Source organism: Sporichthyaceae bacterium (genome assembly GCA_036269075.1).
In the GTDB taxonomy this organism is placed as follows: domain Bacteria; phylum Actinomycetota; class Actinomycetes; order Sporichthyales; family Sporichthyaceae; genus DASQPJ01.
The window spans coordinates 103,231-121,144 of the sequence record DATASX010000018.1 but is presented as its reverse complement, the minus strand read 5'-3'; the positions used below and the strand labels follow the sequence as shown (position 1 = coordinate 121,144).

At 71.4% G+C, this 17,914-nt stretch carries 16 protein-coding genes; 8 read left to right on the top strand and 8 right to left on the bottom strand.

All coding sequences use genetic code 11. The features are described 5' to 3' along the window. Positions 1-21: 21 nt before the first annotated feature. Positions 22-1,437, bottom strand: a complete 1,416-nt coding sequence (locus tag VHU88_03935) for a lysine 2,3-aminomutase (GenBank protein HEX3610816.1) — start codon at positions 1,435-1,437, stop codon at positions 22-24. A gap of 197 nt (positions 1,438-1,634) precedes the next feature. Between VHU88_03935 and VHU88_03930 the strand changes: the two genes are divergently transcribed. The 4 genes from VHU88_03930 (at position 1,635) to VHU88_03915 (ending at position 5,482) form a co-directional block, all read left to right on the top strand. Continuing rightward, positions 1,635-2,693 carry an L-erythro-3,5-diaminohexanoate dehydrogenase gene (locus VHU88_03930; GenBank protein ID HEX3610815.1) on the top strand — a complete coding sequence of 353 codons (1,059 nt, stop codon included), beginning with the start codon at positions 1,635-1,637 and terminating at the stop codon, positions 2,691-2,693. Positions 2,694-2,787: 94 nt separating this feature from the next. Continuing rightward, entirely contained in the window at positions 2,788-4,356 is a 1,569-nt protein-coding gene (locus VHU88_03925; GenBank protein ID HEX3610814.1) for a lysine 5,6-aminomutase subunit alpha, read from the top strand. Then, positions 4,353-5,099 (top strand): OAM dimerization domain-containing protein, encoded by a 747-nt coding sequence (locus tag VHU88_03920; protein ID HEX3610813.1) that lies wholly within the window; start codon positions 4,353-4,355, stop codon positions 5,097-5,099. The genes VHU88_03925 and VHU88_03920 overlap by 4 nt, the downstream gene beginning before the upstream one ends. Beyond that, positions 5,096-5,482 carry a MaoC family dehydratase gene (locus VHU88_03915; GenBank protein ID HEX3610812.1) on the top strand — a complete coding sequence of 129 codons (387 nt, stop codon included), beginning with the start codon at positions 5,096-5,098 and terminating at the stop codon, positions 5,480-5,482. Before VHU88_03920 ends, VHU88_03915 begins: the two co-directional genes overlap by 4 nt. A 493-nt stretch (positions 5,483-5,975) precedes the next feature. On the opposite strand, the gene VHU88_03910 is transcribed toward VHU88_03915, so the two are convergent. After that, positions 5,976-6,989, bottom strand: a complete 1,014-nt coding sequence (locus VHU88_03910; GenBank protein HEX3610811.1) for a sulfite exporter TauE/SafE family protein — start codon at positions 6,987-6,989, stop codon at positions 5,976-5,978. A 166-nt stretch (positions 6,990-7,155) separates the two neighbouring features. On the opposite strand from VHU88_03910, the gene lnt reads away from it, so the two are divergent. After that, positions 7,156-8,778 (top strand): apolipoprotein N-acyltransferase, encoded by a 1,623-nt coding sequence (gene lnt / locus VHU88_03905; protein ID HEX3610810.1) that lies wholly within the window; start codon positions 7,156-7,158, stop codon positions 8,776-8,778. Positions 8,779-8,830: 52 nt separating this feature from the next. Then, the gene (locus tag VHU88_03900) at positions 8,831-9,322 is read left to right on the top strand and encodes an FxsA family protein (protein ID HEX3610809.1); all 492 of its coding nucleotides are present in this window, start codon (positions 8,831-8,833) and stop codon (positions 9,320-9,322) included. On the opposite strand, the gene VHU88_03895 is transcribed toward VHU88_03900, so the two are convergent. The 6 genes from VHU88_03895 to VHU88_03870 form a co-directional block, all read right to left on the bottom strand. Further along, the gene (locus tag VHU88_03895; GenBank protein HEX3610808.1) at positions 9,319-9,687 is read right to left on the bottom strand and encodes an RNA polymerase-binding protein RbpA; all 369 of its coding nucleotides are present in this window, start codon (positions 9,685-9,687) and stop codon (positions 9,319-9,321) included. The two genes, VHU88_03900 and VHU88_03895, sit on opposite strands and share 4 nt — an antisense overlap. Positions 9,688-9,974: 287 nt before the next feature. After that, positions 9,975-11,636, bottom strand: a complete 1,662-nt coding sequence (locus tag VHU88_03890; protein ID HEX3610807.1) for a S49 family peptidase — start codon at positions 11,634-11,636, stop codon at positions 9,975-9,977. A 77-nt stretch (positions 11,637-11,713) separates the two neighbouring features. Continuing rightward, positions 11,714-12,787 carry an ABC transporter ATP-binding protein gene (locus VHU88_03885; GenBank protein HEX3610806.1) on the bottom strand — a complete coding sequence of 358 codons (1,074 nt, stop codon included), beginning with the start codon at positions 12,785-12,787 and terminating at the stop codon, positions 11,714-11,716. Beyond that, positions 12,784-13,545, bottom strand: a complete 762-nt coding sequence (gene modB / locus VHU88_03880) for a molybdate ABC transporter permease subunit (protein ID HEX3610805.1) — start codon at positions 13,543-13,545, stop codon at positions 12,784-12,786. The genes VHU88_03885 and modB overlap by 4 nt, the downstream gene beginning before the upstream one ends. Positions 13,546-13,628: 83 nt before the next feature. Beyond that, entirely contained in the window at positions 13,629-14,489 is an 861-nt protein-coding gene (gene modA / locus VHU88_03875; GenBank protein ID HEX3610804.1) for a molybdate ABC transporter substrate-binding protein, read from the bottom strand. A gap of 30 nt (positions 14,490-14,519) precedes the next feature. Next, positions 14,520-14,921 carry a TOBE domain-containing protein gene (locus VHU88_03870; protein HEX3610803.1) on the bottom strand — a complete coding sequence of 134 codons (402 nt, stop codon included), beginning with the start codon at positions 14,919-14,921 and terminating at the stop codon, positions 14,520-14,522. Positions 14,922-15,524: 603 nt separating this feature from the next. Here VHU88_03870 and VHU88_03865 point away from each other — a divergent pair. After that, complete coding sequence (locus VHU88_03865; GenBank protein ID HEX3610802.1) at positions 15,525-16,715, top strand: hypothetical protein; 1,191 nt, start codon at positions 15,525-15,527, stop codon at positions 16,713-16,715. Between the two features lie 196 nt (positions 16,716-16,911). Further along, a complete protein-coding gene (locus VHU88_03860) occupies positions 16,912-17,910 on the top strand; it encodes an ATP-binding cassette domain-containing protein (GenBank protein ID HEX3610801.1) in 999 nt (332 codons plus the stop codon). Positions 17,911-17,914: the final 4 nt, after the last annotated feature.

The following is a 17,914-nucleotide window of genomic DNA, read 5'->3' as shown; positions in this document are numbered from 1 at the left end:
TCGGGGCAGGCCGGCCTGGAGTCAGCCGGCGGCGCGTTCGCGTGCCGCCGAGACCCCCATCCGTCGGGCCTCGCCGGCCCACCACGCCTGCCCGTCCGACGGCAGGGTGCGGATCGGGTCGTAGTACGGGTAGTGGCGGGACAACGCCTCGGGGTCGTCGAGTTCGATCGCCGTCCGGTAGTTCTTCGTCCACTGCGAGACGCCCAGGACGCGGTCGTACTCCACGAACTGGTCGACCCAGCGCTTTCCGACGAACGGCACGTCGACCACCAGCCGCGGGGTGGCGAAGCCGGGCAGGTAACCCATGATCCCGTGCTGCAGGTCCTGCGCCTGCGCCAGCGAGAGCCGCCAGTGCTCGCTGCCCGGGATCAGGTCGCACTGGTAGAAGTAGTAGGGCATGATCCCCGCGCCGTCGAGCAGCGCGAAGCACAGGTCGAGAAGCCCCTCCACCGAGTCGTTCACCCCGCGCAGCAGCACGCCCTGGTTGCGCACGTCGCGCACCCCGGCCGCCAGCAACGCCCCGGCTGCCTGCGCCACCAGCGGGGTCACCGAGGCCGCGTTGTTCGTGTGGGTGTGCACGGCCAGGCCGACCCCACGGGCCCGGGCGATCTGCGCCAGCCGGGCCACGCCGGCCAGGACCTCGTTCTGCAGCCAGTGCTGCGGCAGTGCGATCAGCGCCTTGCTGGCCAGGCGGATGTCGCGGATGTTCTCCATCTCCAGCAGCGCGGCCACGAACGCCTCCAGCCGTGGCCACGGCACGTTGGCGACGTCGCCGCCGGAGACCACCACGTCGCGCACCCCGGGGTTGCGGCGCAGGTAGGCCAGCATCGCGTCGTGCCGGTCGACGGGCTTTAGCAAGAACCGGTGCTTCTCGACGGCCGGTGTCGAGGTGCCGACCAGGTCCATCCGCGTGCAGTGCCCGCAGTACTGCGGGCAGGTGCTGGTCAGCTCGGCCAGCACCTTGGTCGGATAGCGGTGGGTCAGGCCCTCGACCGGCCACATCTCGGCCTCGTGCAGCGAGTCGCGGCTGGCGAACGGGTGACCCGGCCAGTCCGCGTCGCGGTCGGCGGCCATCGGCAGCATGTAGCGGCGCACCGGGTCGGCCCGGAACGCCTCGGCCAAGCTGCCCGGACCACCGACGGGGGCACCGAGCGCCATCGTGTTCAGCATCTGCGGCGGCAGCAGCATCGGCATGGTGGCGTGGGTCTGGGCGTCCAGTGCGAGGTCGGCGTAGCAGGCCTCGTCCAGCAGGTCGCCGAGCACGGCCCGCAGTTGCGCCACCGACTTCACACAGTGCGACCGCTGCCACTGGGCATCGGCCCACTGCGTCGCGCTGACCTCGCGCCAGCCCGGGAACCGCGTCCAGTCCGGCTCGACCAGTTCGACGCGCCGGTAGGAGTACGGCTGCCCGGGCCCGGCGGGTTCGGCGGGGCACACTGGGAGCGTCTGCCGCGAAGTGCCCACAGATCCTCCAAACCGGGCGAATCGCACCGGATGATCCAGCGACTCAAGCTAATCCGACAAGAAAATCTCTCGTCCACGATACGCTTGATGCAAGATTTACGCTGCCTACTTCCGGCTGAACGGGTCAGGCACCGGACGGCAGTGCACCCCTCAAGTGGGAGGAGGTCGCGGTGTATCTGGAGAACGGGTCGCCGCTGGGACGCCACCGCGTCCGCGACACCACACCGGTCCTGCCGCAGGCCGCATGGCAGCTGGACGACCGGCCGCAGCTGTGGGCCGACGAGGTCCGCATCGACGTAGAACGCCTGAATCTGGACGCCGCGTCGTTCCGCCAACTCTCGGAGTACCACCTGGACCCGGATGCGGTCCGCGACGCGGTGCTCGGGATCGTCGCTGAGCGCGGCAAGATGCACAACCCGGTGACCGGCTCCGGCGGCATGTTGATCGGGACGGTGGCCGACGTCGGCCCGCAGTCACCGAGCGGCCTGCACGTCGGCGACCGGGTGGCCACGCTCGTGTCGCTCACCCTCACCCCGCTCCGCATCACCGACGAGCTGGCCGAGTGGAGCGGGCGCAGCGAGCAGGTCCCGGCCCGTGGCCACGCGATCCTGTTCGCCCGGTCCCTTGCCGCGGTGCTGCCCGACGACCTCGAGACCCCGCTGGCCCTGGCCGTGCTCGACGTGGCCGGCGCCGCGGCGTTGACCGCGCGGGTCGTGGGGGAGCGCTCGATACTGCGCAAGCGGCCGTCAGTAGCGGTGCTGGGCGCCGCGGGAAAGAGCGGTTCGCTGGCCCTGGCCGCGGCCCGGGCCGCGGGCGCCGGGCGCCTGGTCGGCCTGGTCCGCGACTCGGCCGAGGCGTTCGCGCTCGGCAACTCCGGTCTGGCCGACCACGTGGCGGTGGCCGACGCCCGCGACGCACTGGCGGTGCTCGAGACCATCAACGCGTGCGGCGGCCCGACCGACGTCACGGTCGTGTGCGTCGACGTCCCCGGGGCCGAGCACGGCGCCGTGCTGTCCACCGCGCCCGGCGGGGTCGTGGTGTTCTTCTCGATGGCCACCTCGTTCGCCGGTGCCGCACTGGGCGCCGAGGGAGTGGCCGCCGACGTCACGATGCTGATCGGCAACGGCTACGCCCCGGGGCACGATCGCATCGCGTTGAACCTGATCCGCACCCGGCCGGAGCTACGGGCCATGTTCGAGCGCCGCCTGCGCGAGCAGGTCCACCGATGAGCCGTCTCTCCCGCACTTCTGCGGCCTGTTCCACCTGTTCGAGCTGCGCAATACGTGGGACAGGCAGCACAAGTCGGGAGTGGGGGACGGGCCGATGAGGCTTTCCCTGGATCCGGCGACTGTGGCGCAGGCCCGCGACCTGGCCCGCCGGGTCGGGGCCCCGGTGGTGGAGCTGGCCCGGTCGCACAGCACCACCTCGATCGAGCGCGCGGTACTGCGGCTGGCCGGGTTGGCCGGCGCCGACGCGGAGGGCCTGCCCTGGCCCAATCACCTGGTGGCCGCGGTCGCCGAGCAGGTCGGGCTGGAGCACGGCGTGGCCGTCCCGGTCTGGGACGCACTGCTGCGCGGCGGGGCCGGCGATCTGCGGGAACTGGCCGAGAAGGCGACAGCCGCCTCGATCCGCTTCCGGTTGCCCACCGGCGACGACGAGCCCGCCGCCCGCCGGGCCGCCCGGGCCGCCGCCGGAGCGGGGCTCGACCGGGTGACCGCGCGGCGGCGGGAACGCGAGGAACTCGTCACCCGGCTGGGCGACCCGCCGCGGCGGCCCTGGATCTACCTGATCGTGGCGACCGGCGACATCTACGAGGACATCCCGCAGGCGCAGGCCGCGGCCCGCGAGGGCGCCGACGTGGTGGCGGTCATCCGCTCGACCGGGCAGTCGCTGCTGGACCACGTGCCCGAGGGCGCGACCCGCGAGGGCTACGCCGGCACGTACGCCACCGCGGAGAACTTCCGGCTCATGCGGGCCGCGCTCGACGACGTCTCGGCCGAACTAGGCCGCTACGTCCGGCTGACCAACTACGCCTCCGGGCTGTGCATGCCGGAGATCGCCGCCCTGGCCGGGCTCGAACGCCTCGACATGATGCTCAACGACTCGATGTACGGGATCCTCTTCCGCGACATCAACCCGTTGCGCACGTTCACCGACCAGCGCTTCGCCCGCCGCATCCACGCCCACGCCGGGATCATCATCAACACCGGCGAGGACAACTACCTGACCACCGCCGACGCCGTCGACGCCGCGCACACCGTCACGGTCTCGCAGTTGCTCAACGAGTACTTCGCCAAGGAGGCCGGACTGGCGGACTGGCAGCTCGGGCTGGGCCACGCCTTCGAGATCGACCCAGACCGGCCCGACTCGTTCCGGCTGGAGCTGGCGCACGCGATGCTGGCCCGGGCGCTGTTCCCGGACGCGCCGCTGAAGTGGATGCCGCCGACCAAGCACATGACCGGCGACGTCTTCCGCGGCTACCTGCTCGACGGGTTCTTCAACCTGGCCGGGGCGCTGACCGGGCAGGGGATCCTGCTGGTCGGGATGATGACCGAGGCCGTCGTCACGCCGTTCCTGTCCGACCGGGACCTCGCACTACGGAACGTGCGCTACGTGCTGGACGCCGTCGGGCGGTTGCACGAGGACCTGGAGCTGGCCCCGAACTCCTTCGTCGCCCGCCGGGCCGATGCTGTGCTGGGGGAGTCCATCGACCTGCTGCGCACGATCGAGAGCACCGGCCTGCTGGCGGCCATCGGGTCCGGCACATTCGGCCTGATGCGCCGCCCGCCGGAGGGCGGGCGCGGTCGCGACGGCGTGATCGCCAAGGCCGCGGACTACTTCAACCCGGTCGACGAACTGCTGGACGCCGCCGGTGTCGGAGGTGCGGCATGACCGAGCCAACAGTCGTCCGCCCCTACGGCGACACCACCGACGACGGCATGGTCCAGGTCTCGTTCACCCTGCCGATCCCCCACGACAGCCGGGCCGAGGCCGCTGCGGCCGCACTGGCCCGAAAGATGGGCCTGGACCCGGTCAACGTCGTGCACTCCCGCGCGGTCGGGCCGCAGTTCACGTTCTTCGTGGTCTACGGCAAGGTCCAGCACACCGTCGACCTGGCCGAGATCCCCATACCGGAACGGGATTTCCCGCTGCTGAGCCCGGCCGAGGTGAATCGTGCGGTCCGCTCCCGGCTGCGCCGGCGCCTGGTGGTGGTCGGGGCCTGCATCGGCACCGACGCGCACACGGTCGGCATCGACGCGATCCTGAACATCAAAGGCTTCGCGGGCGAGAAAGGCCTGGAGTACTACCGGGAACTGATGGTGCACAACCTCGGGGCCCAGGTCGAGATCGACGAGTTGGTAGCGGCTGTGCGCAAGCATTCGGCGGACGCCGTGCTGGTGTCCCAGGTGGTCACCCAACGCGATGCCCATCTGCACAACACCCGCGAGCTGGCCGATGCGTTGCGGGCGGCCTTCCCGACCGGCAGCCGTCCGCTGTTGGTCGTCGGCGGGCCGCGCTTCGACCCGGCGATGGCCACCGAACTCGGGGTCGACCGGGTGTTCTCCCGGGGCACCACCCCGCGTGAGGTCGCCAGCTACCTGGCGCACGCGGTCACCGAACGGAGCGCAGCTTGACCGAGGATTCGCGGGTCGGTCTGGTCGTCACCCATCGCCGCTACGTCTCGCACCGCGACGCGCACTACGGCGGCGCGTTGCTCGACGGTGCCTACGTGATGGGACTTTTCGGCGACGTGGCAACGGAAATCTGCCTTCGGACCGACCGCGACGAGGGGCTGTTGGCCGGGTACCGCGACGTCACGTTCGCGGCCCCGGTCCGGGCCGGCGACGTCATCGAGGTCCGGGCGACGATCGTCGCCGTGGGCAACCGCAGCCGGACCCTGGAACTGGTTGCCGAGGTGCACGGGCGGGCTTTTCCGGAACGCTCCGAGTCGGCAGGGGAGATGCTCGACCCGCCCTTGCGAGTCGCCTCGGCGAACGCCGTCGTCGTCGTGCCGTGATCGCTTACGCGACACGAGCACGCAAATCAGGACGACACGCCGCAATTCACCAACAAATACCCACGGTTCGATCATCAAACCCATGTCGCTGACCTCGGGTTTTGTGGATCTTCGCAGGTCGCGGCCGGGTTGAGTCGGCGTCGCCGACACCGGTACGTTCTGCGGCGTCAACCAAGTGAACGTCCCGCCGAGAAGCTGGGCATCAACTGGCGATTGTGGACCGGGGTCGGCGTCGTGACCTCGATGTCGGTGCGGTCAACGGCTCGCCAGGGCAGGCACGGTGCGTCGGGCAACGGGGGTTGAACGCGGGAAGGGTCCGGGCGCCCATTAGACAACGGCGGCAGGGTCGCAACCAGCGAGCCTGAAGTCGGTCCGAGGGGCTCCCGGGCCTTCCTTGCGCGAGCGGCCGGCAGGTCGCGGACGCGGACATGAGCAGATGCCGCCGGGCGGCTCCGCAAACCAGCGGTCCGCCCGGCGCGGCGTTCAGCCCGCCTCAGGCGCGGGTGTCGGCCCGATTCACCGGCCGTGCCGCCGGCCTTCGCACAGCGGCCGAATCCCGCCGTGGGCGGCGTTCCCCGACCGCCGCTCGACCGAGCAGGCGCACCAAGCCGCCCGCATCGAGCCGTGCCGGGCGGCGCGAGAACCCGTCGGTGTGCCGCACCAGCGCCCACAGCGGCAGGCCGATCGCCCCGAGCAGCGCCAGGCCGCCGAGCAGGCCGTCGTTGCCGACGTCCAGCAACTTGAGCGCCGAGACCACCAGCACCGCGACCAACGCGCGGCGCACCACACCCTGGGCGGCCTGCGCGGAGAACCGGGCCCCGACATACACGCCGGGGATCGCCCCGAGCAGCACCGAGGAGGTCAGGTCCATCCGGAGGTCGCCGAACATGACGTGGCCGAGGGCCGCCGAGCCGACCAACGGGATCGCCTGGACCAGGTCCGTGCCGACGATCTCCGCGGTGGTCAGCCCCGGGTAGAGGAACAGCAGCGCGACGATGATCAGCGACCCGGAACCGACCGAGGTCATGCCCACGATCAACCCGCCGACCAGGCCGATCAGCAACGTCGGGATGGGCTTCACGACCACCGGCGGCGGAGTGGTCCCGCGCGCCCGGGCCCGCTTCGAGAGCAGCGCCCGCAGCGCGATCCCGGTGGCCGCGACCAGCAAGGTGATGCCGAGCAGGAGCTTGACGGTGTGCTGGACCCCGGAGTTGTTACCCCCGACAGCGCGCAGCACGAGCACGCCGCAGAACGCGGCCGGGATCGACCCCAGCGACAGCCAGCCGACCAGCGGCTTGTTCACCGTGCCCCGCCGCAGGTGGACGCTGCCACCGATGGGCTTCATGACCAGGGAGGCGACCAGGTCGCTGGACACCGCGGCCAGCGGGGTGGTGTGGAAGAAGATGACCAGGATCGGCGTCATGAGCGCCCCGCCGCCCATGCCCGTCAACCCGACGACGAAGCCGACGATCAGCCCGGCGACGGACATCCACAGATCCAGGTGCACGTTGCTCCTCCGCACGAGGCCGAGCAGTTAATCAATTTCGATAACTGTACTTTAGTTTAGCGGGCCCCGCCAAAGCCGCGCCCGCCGGACCGTGCTCGGGAAGCACCGTCCCGACCGGTCGGCCTTACGCTGAGGTGGGGAGCGCGACAGGAGGCAGGCCGCGGTGATGCTGCGAGCCGCCACGCTGCGATTGCGCCGTTCACGATCGGGTGTGCGGGACCGGCGGCGCCGGTTCGAGGGCCTGCCGTGGGTCGTCGCGGCGGCCGTGAGCGGGGCCGCACTGGCCCTGGCCTTCCCACCCTTCGACCTGTGGCCGCTGGCCTTCGCCGCGGTCGCGGCACTGAGTCTGCTCACCCGGGGGCGGACCGGTCGGCGCGGCGGGGTGCTCGGTCTGGCCTTCGGGCTCGGCTTCTTCGTGGTGCTGCTGCGCTGGCTGCACGTGATCGGCTGGGACGCGGTGCTCGCGCTGGCCTGCCTGCAGGCGGCGTTCCTGGTGCCGTTGGGCGCCGTGCTGGCCTGGACCTCGCGGTGGCGGGCCTGGCCGGTTGCGCACGCCGTCCTCTGGGTCGGCGTCGAGGCGCTGCGGGCCCGGGAGCCCTTCGGCGGGCTGCCCTGGGGCCGGTTGGCGTTCTCGCAGGCCGACAGCCCGCTGGTGCGACTGGCCGCGTTGGGCGGCTCGCCGTTGGTGTCGCTGGCGGTGGCCGGCGTCGGGGTGGCGCTGGCGGCGACGGCCTGCGCGATCCGATCCGTTCGATTGCGGGCGCTGGTGCCGGTGGCGGCGGCCGGTGCGGTGTTCGGTACCGCCGCGCTCGCGCCGGTGACGCACGGCGGGCCAACGCAGACCACGGCGGCGCTCGTCCAGGGCAACGTGCCGCGAGCCGGGTACGACACCGCGCAGCAGCAGCAAGTGGTGTTCGCCAACCACGTCAAGGCGACCCACGACCTGGCCACGGCCGTACGGGCCGGGACGGCCCCGAAACCGGACTTGGTGATCTGGCCGGAGAACTCCTCCGACATGGACCCCTTCGGCCACCTGCCGGTCCAGTTCGCGATCGACGGGGCCGTCGACGACATCGGGGCGCCGACACTGGTCGGCGCGGTGCTGGACGCCGGACCGACCCACGTCCGCAACGTCGGAATTGTCTGGTCGCCGAACACCGGACCCGGCGCGTTCTACACCAAGCGCCACCCGGTGCCGTTCGGCGAGTACCTGCCGATGCGTGGCCTGGTCAGCACCCTGTTCGCCCGGTTCCACCGGGTGCCCCGCGACTTCGAGGCCGGACACACCCCGGGCGTGCTCGACCTCGGCAGCACTCGGATCGGCGACGTCATCTGCTTCGAGATCGCCTACGACGGCCTGGTCCGGGACGTGGTCCGCGGCGGCGGCCGGGTGATCGTGGTGCAGACCAACAACGCCACATACGGCCGCACCGGACAGCCGCAGCAGCAGTTGGCGATCACCCGCCTGCAGGCGATCGCGCACGGGCGGGCCGTGGTCGTGGCCGCCACCAGTGGGATCAGCGCCGTGATCGACCCGGACGGCACGGTGCGCCACCGCACCAAGGAGTTCACCCGGGAGGTCGTGGTCAGCCAGGTGCCGCTGCTGTCCGGGAGCACCTGGGCCGACCGGCTGGGCGGGTGGCCGGAAGCCGCCCTGAGCCTCGCGGCCCTGGCCTGCGCCGCTCTGGCCGCACCGCGGCGACGCCGGGCGGCACAGGAGGCTAGCGTCGGGAGCACGGCACCGGCGGAGGTCGCCCTGCCCGAGGGACCCGACACCGCACCGCCGTAGCAGCCCGCCGGAATCCTGGCGAACCCGGCGGCGCCCGAGGAGGACCTGCCTCATGCCCGGCTTGATTCTGGCGCTGCTGCTCGTGCCGATCGCGGAGATCTACGTGATCGTCAAGGTCGGCGAGACGATCGGCGCGGGACCGACCATCCTGCTGCTGATCGCCGACGGCGTGATCGGCGCCTGGCTGATCCGCCACGAGGGTCGCCGTGCCTGGCAGGCGCTGATGCAGACGCTGGCGGCCGGGCGGATGCCCACCCGGGAGCTGGCCGACGGCGCATTGGTGCTCATCGGCGGAACCTTGCTGATCGCGCCGGGCTTCCTGACCGACATCGTCGGCTACCTGCTGGTGCTGCCGTTCACCCGACCACTGGTCCGCGGCTCGGTGGTCCGTTGGGCGGCGAGCCGGGTACAGATCGTCGGGCCGCCGGGAGCCCGCGGCGGCCCGCAGCCGGGCAAACGCGAAAGCGGCCGCCCGAAACCAGGCGGCCGCGTCGTCAGCGGTGAAGTGATCGACGACGGCCCGCAGCCGCCGTTCGGCCGTTAGGCCGTCTTGCGACCACCGTTGTAGCCCTGGATGCCGCCGGCGCGCAGGACCGCCAGCCGCTCGGCGAGGATCTCCTCGAGCTCCTCGCGGGTGCGGCGCTCCAGCAACATGTCCCAGTGCGTCCGCGGGGGCTTGGCCTTCTTGTCGTCGCGTGACTCGCCGTCCGAACGCATCGCCAGGGACCCGCAGACACGGCACTCCCAGACGACCGGTACCTCGTCGGCCTCGGTCGAGAACGGGACCTGGAGGTGGTGACCCTTGGGGCAGTCGTAATGAACGATCCGACGCGGGGCCAGTTCGATGTCGCGGTCGGTCTCGTAGCTGGTGGAACCGAGTCGCGAACCGCGCAGTGCGCGCTCACTCATAGGTCTCGCTCACCTTCCGGGCCGAGGCTCCGACCGTGCGGCCGGATCCCTTCGCCCCCGACTCCAACGATCCGGAGGCAGCAAGAATTCCCGCGTACTTGCCGGTAACCACTGCTGCCGTCTTGTCCGAACATCGGAGTACGAGGTCGTTCCGTTTCCATTCGACACCTGGATACCGGTGGTTCGGTCGCCGCGCCACCGAATTTCCAGGCTCCTTGCCTATAGCTGTTCCCCAGCACACGCGAACCAACCGCCGGGAGCTCCGGATGGCCGTCCGGACCACGCCCTCAGCCGACGACCACCCCGAACGGGACGGTCAGCGGACCGGCGACGGGCAGCCGCAGCGATTCGGCCAGTTGACTCCACGACCCCCAGCCCGCCACCCAGAGCGAGCCGGCCGCAGCCCGCGGGTCCTCGCTGGACCGTGGGGTCCGCAGGGCCGCCAGCGGGTGCGGCGCGGGCAGCTGGCGCACCGGGGCGTTGGCCGGCAACCCGGCCAGCCGTCGGGCCGCGGCGCCGGCCTCCGCCAGCCCGCCGAGCTCGTCGACCAGGCCGTGGCGCAAGGCATCCGCTCCGGTCCAGACCCGGCCCCGGGCCACCGCGTCGACCGCGGCCGCGTCCAGGCCCCGGGCGGCGGCCACCTTGCCGGTGAAGTCGGCGTAGATGCGGTCCAGCGAGGCCTCCATCGCGGCCAGTTGGTCGGAGTCCCACGGCTGCCGGCTCGAGTGGTGCAGCGCCCGCCGGCCGACGCTCACCGCGTCGTATCGCACGCCCAGCCGGTTCAGCAGCTCACCGATCGTGAACTTGCCGCCGAACACCCCGATCGAGCCGGTCAGCGTCCCGGGCAGCGCCACGATCCGGTCGGCGGACATCGCCACGAAGTACCCGCCCGAGGCGGCCGTCCGGGCCATCGAGACCACCAGCGGCTTGCCCAGCTGGGCGGTGGCCCGCCAGATGGTGTCGGAGGCGACGTAGGAGCCACCGGGGGAGTCGACCCGGAGCACCACCGCGGCGACGTTCTCGTTCCGGGCCGCGGCGCGCAGGGCCGCGCAGACCCGGTCGGAGCCGGCCGACCGGGACTGCCCGCCGCGGCCGTCGCTGCCCAGCCGGATCGTGCCGGAGACGTCGATCAGCCCGACCTGGCGCCGGTCGCGGCGCACGACCCGCCGCAGCGTCTCGCGCCGGCCCGGGCCGGGCCCGTAATGGGCGAGGCTGCGCAGCTCGACGTCGCCGAGCTCGCGACGTATCTCCGCGTAGACCTCGTCGCGGTAGCCGAGGCGGTCGACCAGGCCGGCGGCCAACGCGGCCGTGGCGTCCAGCGGGGCGGTGTCGACGCACTCCCGCACGGCGTCGCCGGACAGCCCGCGGGCAGCTGCCACCGTGGCGACGACTTGCTCGGCGATCGACTCGACCAGCGCGGTGACCCCCTGGCGGTGGGCGTCGGTGAAGCCGGTCTCGGTGAACAGGTTCGGGGCGTTCTTGTACTCGTGCCGGGCGCCGAACTGGGTGGCGACGCCGAGCCGGTCGAGCCCCTCCCGGACGAAGGTGGCCTCGACGGCCACCCCGGTCAGCGCCACGTCCCCGGACGGTTGCAGCCAGATCCGGTCGGCCACGCTGGCCAGCAGATAGGCGACGGTCCCGCGGCCGTACTCGCCGAACGACTCGGCCCAGGCCCACACCGGTTTGCCCGCCGCCCGGAATCCCGCCAGCCCCGTGCGAAGCTCCTGGGCGGTGGCCAGCGGCTGCGGCGGCCCACCGGTGCGCACGATCAGCCCGACCACGGAGGAGTCCGCGCCCGCCCGCCGCAGCGCGGCCAACGTCGTCCGCACCACCGGCGTCCCGCGCTGGGTCACCCGCGCCACCGGTGAGGTCGGCGGCGGGTCGAACATCGGGCGGGTCAGGTCGAGCTCGAGCAGCCACCGGTCACGGCCGGGCAGGGGAAGGTCCACGTCGCAGTATCCCTCGCAGCTGTGATCCCTCGCAGCGGTGCCACTTCCCATGGCGTGCGGGGGATCCGGGGCCGGGGTCAGGCTGGGTACACCTGGGTCTCGGTGGCCTTGACCGCCCACCAGACCTCGCAACCCGGCACCAGGCCGAGGTCGGCCACGGCCGCCGCGGTGACGTCGGCCAGCACCGTCTGCGGCCCGGCCAACCGGACCCGGACGACGCCCCCGTGCATCTCGACGTCGGCCACCGTGGCCGGCATGACATTTCGCGGGCTGCCCTGCGGACGTTCCCGGAAAACCGAGACCGCGTTGGGCGGGAACGCCACGTAGACCTTGCCGTGCGCCGCTTCGTGCGTGGCCATCTCGAACCCGCCGGGCAGCAGCACCACGGTGCCGGCCGCGGTGCCCTGGTACAGATTCAGCCCGACCAGCCGGGCGACGTACTCGGTCTGCGGGCGGCGGGCCACCTCGGCGACCGGTCCGCGTTGCACGACCGCACCGTCCTCGAGGACGATCACCTGCTCGGCCAGGACCATCGCGTCCAACGGGTCGTGGGTCACCAGAATTCCGGCCCCGCCGAACGAGCCGAGGTGCTGACGCAGGTCGGCGCGCAGGTCGGCGCGGGTCGCGGCGTCCAGCGCGGCCAACGGCTCGTCGAGCAGGAGCAGTTGGGGCTGCGGGGCCAGCGCCCGGGCCAGCGCCACCCGCTGTGCCTGGCCGCCGGACAGGGTGGACGGTCGGCGACTCGCGAACGCGCTCAACCCGACCCGCTCGAGCCAAACGCCGGCGACCCGGCGGGCCTCGCGGCGGGCCGTGCCCCGCGCGCGCAGACCGAAGGCCACGTTGTCCAACGTCGACAGGTGCGGGAACAGCCGGTAGTCCTGGAAGACCATGCCGATGCGGCGGCGCTCGGCCGGGACGTGGTGGGCCTCGTCGTCGAGCACGACGCCGGACAGTTCGACGCGCCCGGACCCAGAGCGGAGCAACCCGGCCAGCACCCGCAACGTCGTGCTCTTTCCGGCGCCGTTGGGGCCGAGCAGCGCCAACGTCTCACCGGCCGCGACGTCCAGATCGAGGTTCAGCTCGAACCGGTCGCGACGCACCTCAATGCGCGCGGCCAGGACGGTCCGCCGGTGCTCCGCAAGCTCGGTCACGTCGGGTTGATCCACCGCTCGCGCAACGCGGCCAGCACGATCACCGAGACCGCGAGCAGCACCAGGCTCAGCACGATCGCGGCGGCCGGATCGGACTCCAACGCCTGGTAGACGGCCAACGGCATGGTCTGCGTGGTGCCCGGGAAGCTGCCGGCGAACGTGATCGTGGCACCGAACTCGCCCAGTGCCCGCGCCCAGCACAGCACGGACCCGGCCAGCACGCCGGGCATGACCAACGGCAGCGTCACTGTCCGGAACGTGTGCCAGCGACGCGAACCGAGGGTCGCGGCGGCCTCGGCGTACCGCGGGTCCACGCCGCGCAACGCGCCCTCCACCGCGATCACCAGGAACGGCATCGAGACGAAGGCCTCGGCCACCACCACCGCGGTCGTGGTGAACGGCAACGAGTAGTGAGTGCGTTCGTACAGGTACTTGCCCAGGATCCCGGTCCGCCCAAGCGCGGAGAGCAGGGCGACACCGCCGACCACCGGCGGCAGTACCAGGGGGACGGTGACCACCGCCCGCAGCAGCGTTCGGCCCGGGAACCGGCCGTAGGCCAGCACCACGGCCAACGGCACCCCGAGCAAGAGGGCGACCCCGGTCGCCAGGGTCGCGGTCTCCAACGACAGTCGCAGCGCCTCACGCACCGTCCGCTCGGTCAGGCGATGCGGCATGGTGTGCCACGGGGCTCGGCTGAGAAGGCCGAGAAGGGGGACGATCAGGAACGCCAATCCGAGCAGCGCGGGCAGGATCAGCACCGGCGGAATCCGTGACGGGCCGGTCGTCCACCGGCCCGTCGCGGGTCTCGGAGCTTCTGTCCCGCCGTCCTCCTGACGGACCGTCACGGGTTCTGGAAGCCGGCGTCCTGGAGGATCTGCCGGGCCTGCGCTCCGGTGATGAAGGCAACCCACGCGGCCGCGGCCGCGGGGTTGGCCGCGGTGGTAAGCGCGGCGATCGGGTACTCGTTGACCGCCGCGGAGGCCTCGGGGAAGTCGATGCCCTTCACCTTGCCGGCGGCGCGTTTGACGTCGGTCTGGTAAACCAGGCCGGCGTCGACCTCACCGGACTCGACCTTGGTCAGCACGCCGGTCACGTCCTGCTCCTGGGTCGCCGGGGTGACGGTCAGGTTGGCGGCGGTGAACACCTTCTGGGCCGCGGCGCCGCACGGGACGGCCGGTGCGCACACCGCCACCTTGACGCCGGACTTGGCCAGGTCGGACAGCGAAGCGATGTTGGCCGGGTTGCTGGTCGGCACGGCGATCTCGAGGATGTTGCTGACGAAGTTGACCGGGGTGCCGACCGCGTCACCGGCGTCGGTGACCGTCTTCATCGTGGTCGGCGAGGCGGCCGCGAACACGTCGGCCGGCGCCTTGGCCACGATCTGCTGGGCCAGTGTGGAGGATCCGCCGAAGCTGAACTCGACGTCCACGCCGGGGTTCTGCTGCTGGAACACGGTCTTCAACTGCTGGAAGACGTCGGTCAGCGACGCGGCGGCCAGCACCGTGAGCTTGCCGGTGACCGGGCCGGAGCTGGCCGACGGCGTCGGGCTCGCCGAGTCCGACGGCGCCACGCTCGTGATGGGGGCCGGCGGCGGAGCACTGTTGTTGGAGGACTTCTTCAGGCTGCAGCCGGTGCCAAGAAGGCTCACGGCAAGGACCGAGGCGACCAGAGCGGTCCGACGACGGGCGGGCGGCATCGACATGGCAAATCTCCTTCGGCTGCGGCGGGTGCGTCAGCCGGTTTCGGGGATCTCCACCACGACGTTGGTGGCCTTCACCGTTGCGACGGCCAGGACGCCGGGTTGGAGATCGAGTTGGTCTGCGGCCTCGCGGCTCATCAGCGAAACGATCCGGTGCGGTCCGGCCTGGATCTCGACCTGAGCCATCACCGTGTCCCGGACGACGTTCGTGACTATGCCGCGCAACCGGTTCCGCGCGGAGGCACCGACAACCCGGCCGGGTTCCGGGTGTTCGGCCATCGAGCGGGCAAACTCAGCCAGGGCGTTACCTTCCACGACCCGGTGCCCGTGATGATCGCGCGTGGCGGGCAGACGCCCACCATCGGTCCAGCGGCGAACCGTGTCAGTGCTGACACCCATGAGGTCGGCGACCTCGCTGATACGGAACGTGCTCACGTCGGCACCCTATGGCAAACGCCAGATGGGCTAGGTCTCGGTCCCGACGCAAATCGGCAAAAACGATTCGAATGATCGTAAAACGCACTTGCGAGGCGCCTGATTACCGACCGGTCGGCGGGCCGCAGGCGCGGGCGGGCCGGTGCGCCTGCCCGGGCCGGAACAGCCTTCGACCCGCACCCTGCCGGCGGGAGGCGGGGTGCGGGTCGGGGCTGTCACGACCGGAGAGGGGTTTCCGGCTGCTCTGTGTTGATCGTCCGGTACCGCTGCTCAGCGGTGGTGCCGGCGCTTCTGGCGACGCAGCCAGCGGCGGTACGCGGCCACTTCCTCCTCGTACTTCCGCCGACTCTCGCCGTGCCTGCGAATCGGGAAGTGCTTGAACATGAGGTGCTCCTAGTTTCTCGGGGGATCGGCCCCACCGGCTTTCCGGTGGGAGCTCCGTGCACCTCTTGAAAGTAGAAATCCATTCTGTGCGGGCCATAAATGCGCGATTCGGATTTCCCTGGAGCTTGGGCGCACGGGTGACTGCCCGTCAGATGGCCACTGGAGTTGGATGGCTTCGGAACCGATCAGCAAACCTCGGACTCCAGGAGGGCGCCGGGCATGACAGTTCGGAAGAGGCAACCCGCGGCCGAGGCACCGCACGTGGCCGACAGCCACGGCCTGATCCGCGTGCACGGCGCCCGAGAGAACAACCTCAAGGACGTCAGCGTCGAACTGCCGAAACGCCGGCTCACCGTGTTCACCGGTGTCTCCGGGTCAGGCAAGAGTTCGCTGGTCTTCGACACGATCGCCGCGGAGTCCCGACGACTGATCAACGAGACCTACAGCGCGTTCGTGCAGGGATTCATGCCGACCCTGGCGCGTCCCGAGGTCGACCTGCTCGACGGCCTGACCACGGCGATCATCATCGACCAGGCGCGCATCGGGGCCGACCCGCGCTCGACCGTCGGCACGGTCACCGACGCCAACGCGATGCTGCGGATCCTGTTCAGCCGCCTGGGCAAGCCCCACATCGGGCCGCCCGGTGCGTTCTCCTTCAACGTCGCCTCGGTGAAAGCCGCCGGCGCGATGACCGTCGAGCGGGGCAATGCCAGAGCCAAGAGGGTCACGTTCAGCCGGGTCGGCGGGATGTGCCCGCGGTGCGAGGGCCGGGGGAGCGTCACCGACTTCGACCTGGCCGCGCTCTACGACGACAGCAAGTCGTTGAACGAGGGCGCGCTCACGATCCCCGGCTACAGCATGGGCGGCTGGTACGGCCGGATCTTCCGAGGCTGCGGATTCCTCGACCCGGACAAGGCGATCTGCAAGTACACCAAGAAGGAACTGCACGACCTGCTGCACAGGGAGCCGACCAGGATCAAGGTCGACGGGGTCAACCTCACCTACGAGGGCCTGATCCCGAGAATCCAGAGGTCGATGCTGGCCAAGGACGTCGAGGCGTTGGCGCCGCACGTCCAGGCGTTCGTGCAACGCGCGATGACCTTCGCAGTCTGCCCGCAGTGCGACGGGACCCGCCTGGCCGCCGCAGCCCGATCATCGATGATCGGAGGAAGCAACATCGCGCAGGCCTCGGCGATGCAGATCACTGACCTGCTCAGCTGGGTCCGCGAGCTGACCGAGCCGTCGGTCGCACCGTTGCGCACCGCGCTGGAGGACAGCCTGGAGGCGTTCGTAGAGATCGGGCTGGGCTACCTGTCGCTGGATCGACCCGCCGGCACGCTGTCCGGCGGCGAGGCGCAGCGGGTCAAGATGATCCGGCACCTCGGCTCGTCGTTGACCGACGTCACCTAGGTGTTCGACGAACCGACCGCCGGCCTGCACGCGCACGACGTCGGGCGGATGAACGACCTGCTGCTGCGCCTGCGGGACGCGGGCAACACGGTGCTGGTCGTCGAGCACGAACCGGGGACGATCGCGATCGCCGACCACGTGGTCGACCTCGGTCCGGCGCGGGCAGCGCCGGCGCACGGTCTGCTTCGCCGGCACCGTGGCCGACCTACGGCGCAGCGGATCCCTGACGGGCCGTCACCTCGACGACCGGGCCGCGCTGAAGGAGAAGGTTCGGACCCCCACCGGGAAGCTCGAGGTCCGGGGCGCGAGCACGCACAACCTGCGCGACGTCGAGGTCGACATCCCGCTGGGGGTGCTGGTGGTCGTGACCGGGGTCGCCGGGTCCGGGAAGAGTTCGCTGATCTCCGGCTCGGTCGCTGGTCGGGACGGCGTGGTCTGCGTGGACCAGAGCCCGATCCGCGGCTCGCGGCGCAGCAATCCGGCCACGTACACCGGGCTGCTAGAGCCGATCCGCAGCGCGTTCGCGAAGGCCAACGGCGTCAAGCCGGCGCTGTTCAGCGCGAACTCCGAGGGCGCGTGCCCGACGTGCAACGGTGCGGGCGTGATCTTCACCGACCTGGCGATGATGGCCGGGGTCGCCATCGTCTGCGAGGACTGCGAAGGCAAGCGGTACCGGGCGGCGGTACTGGAGCATCGCCTCGGCGGTCGCGACATCAGCGAGGTGCTCGCGATGTCCGTCGCCGAGGCCGGCGAGTTCTTCCGGTCGGCGCCGGCCCGAACCCCGGCCGCCGCCGCGATCCTCGACCGGCTGAACGAGGTGGGCCTGCGCTATCTGAGCCTGGGTCAGCCGCTGACCACGCTGTCAGGTGGGGAGCGCCAACGCCTGAAGCTGGCCACGCACCTGGGCGGCACCCAGCGGGTCCTCGTGCTGGACGAGCCGACGACCGGACTGCACCTGGCCGACGTCGCCCAACTGCTCGACCTGCTGCACCGGATGGTCGACTCCGGCAAGTCCGTGATCGTCGTCGAGCACCACCAGGCCGTGATGGCGCATGCGGACTGGATCATCGACCTCGGCCCGGGCGCCGGGCACGACGGCGGTCGGGTCGTGTTCTCCGGCACTTCGGCCGAGCTGGTGGCGACCCGCTCCACCTTGACCGGCGAGCATCTGGCGGCCTGCGTGGCGGCGGCGTAGGGCC

Coding starts and splice junctions, on each gene's coding strand:
- VHU88_03925 (HEX3610814.1), top strand. CDS start 2,788: ATGAGGCTTTCCCTGGATCCGGCGACTGTGGCGCAGGCCCGCGACCTG.
- VHU88_03920 (HEX3610813.1), top strand. CDS start 4,353: ATGACCGAGCCAACAGTCGTCCGCCCCTACGGCGACACCACCGACGAC.
- lnt (HEX3610810.1), top strand. CDS start 7,156: ATGCTGCGAGCCGCCACGCTGCGATTGCGCCGTTCACGATCGGGTGTG.
- VHU88_03900 (HEX3610809.1), top strand. CDS start 8,831: ATGCCCGGCTTGATTCTGGCGCTGCTGCTCGTGCCGATCGCGGAGATC.
- VHU88_03895 (HEX3610808.1), bottom strand. CDS start 9,687: ATGAGTGAGCGCGCACTGCGCGGTTCGCGACTCGGTTCCACCAGCTAC.
- modA (HEX3610804.1), bottom strand. CDS start 14,489: ATGTCGATGCCGCCCGCCCGTCGTCGGACCGCTCTGGTCGCCTCGGTC.
- VHU88_03865 (HEX3610802.1), top strand. CDS start 15,525: ATGACAGTTCGGAAGAGGCAACCCGCGGCCGAGGCACCGCACGTGGCC.